The following is a 1,337-nucleotide window of genomic DNA, read 5'->3' as shown; positions in this document are numbered from 1 at the left end:
GTGGATAAGTCGGCCGCCTTACCCGTTGAAATATAACAAAACCTGAAAACCAAACCTGAAAACCAAACCAACGCAACACCACACCATAGGTGCCAAGAATCAACAATCTGGATGTAAGAGCAAAGTTGTAATGTCGTATCTGGGCAAAGTTCAAATGTCGTAGCTGGAGCTTTTTCGGCTCATGCTGGATGCCGGTTCTGACTGCCGGAGTCCATCGTGGCCCAACCCGGAACGATCACCATGAGCATGCGCGAACTGGATCGACTGAAGGTTATCCAGGCGGTCATTGAAGAGCGGCTGATGCCCTGGCGGGCTGCCGAGCGGCTCGGACTGAGCCGGCGCCAGGTTGAGCGGCTGGCTAACCGGTATCGATGCGAAGGTGCTGCAGGACTTGTTTCACGCCGACGTGGCCGCCCGGGCAATCATCAGTTGCCCGTCAATCTGTGTCCTCAGGCCCTGGCGCTGATCCGCGAGCGCTACGCCGATTTCGGACCGACGCTCGCCTGCGAGAAGCTGCACGAATGCCACGGGATCACACTGTCGAAGGAAACCGTGCGGCATCTGATGACGGATGCCGGTCTGTGGATACCACGCCGGCAGCGCCCGCCGAAGGTCTACCAGCCGCGGGCCCGGCGCGCGTGTCTGGGCGAGCTGGTGCAGATCGACGGCAGCGAGCATCCGTGGTTCGAGGAACGGGCGCCGCAGTGCACGCTGCTGGTGTATGTCGACGATGCGACCAGCCGGCTGATGGCGCTGCATTTCACGGCGACCGAGTCGACCTTCAGCTACTTCGAGGCAACGCGCGGGTATCTGGAACGCTATGGCAAGCCGGTGGCGTTCTACAGCGACAAGGCGAGCGTGTTCCGGCCGACGCACACGCAGACCGGCGAGCGCGGCGTCACGCACTTTGGCCGGGCGATGTACGAGCTGAACATCGACACGTGGTGCGCGAACAGCAGCTCCGCGAAGGGCCGCGTCGAGCGCGCCCACCTGACGCTGCAGGACCGGCTGGTGAAGGAGCTGCGGCTGCGCGGCATCAGTACCATTGACGCCGCGAACGCGTATGCGCCCGCCTTCATCGCATCGTATAACGCGCACTTTGCGAAACCCCCGAAGAGCACGTTCGACGCGCACCGGCCATTGCGTGACGATGAGGATCTGGACGCGCTGCTGACCTGGCGCGAACTGCGGCGTGTGACGAAGTCGCTGACGGTGCAGTACGACCGCGTGATGTACCTGCTGGAGGACACGCCGGCGAACCGCAAACTGATCCACCGGTATATCGACGTGTGGGAGTATCCGGACGGGCGCATCGAGGTGAGGGCGAACGGCACGGC

1 protein-coding gene is annotated in these 1,337 nt (G+C 62.4%); it reads left to right on the top strand.

The window, feature by feature from the left end; all coding sequences use genetic code 11:
* Positions 1 to 240: 240 nt before the first annotated feature.
* Positions 241 to 1,337 (top strand): ISNCY family transposase (locus tag KHO33_RS41835; protein ID WP_211629341.1); only part of this gene is annotated, 1,097 nt, incomplete at its 3' end.

Origin of the sequence: Paraburkholderia nemoris (assembly GCF_905221015.1) — a bacterium.
In the GTDB taxonomy this organism is placed as follows: Bacteria; Pseudomonadota; Gammaproteobacteria; order Burkholderiales; family Burkholderiaceae; genus Paraburkholderia; species Paraburkholderia nemoris.
Note: the sequence above shows the minus strand (reverse complement) of the source record. Positions and strands in the feature narration are given on the sequence as shown.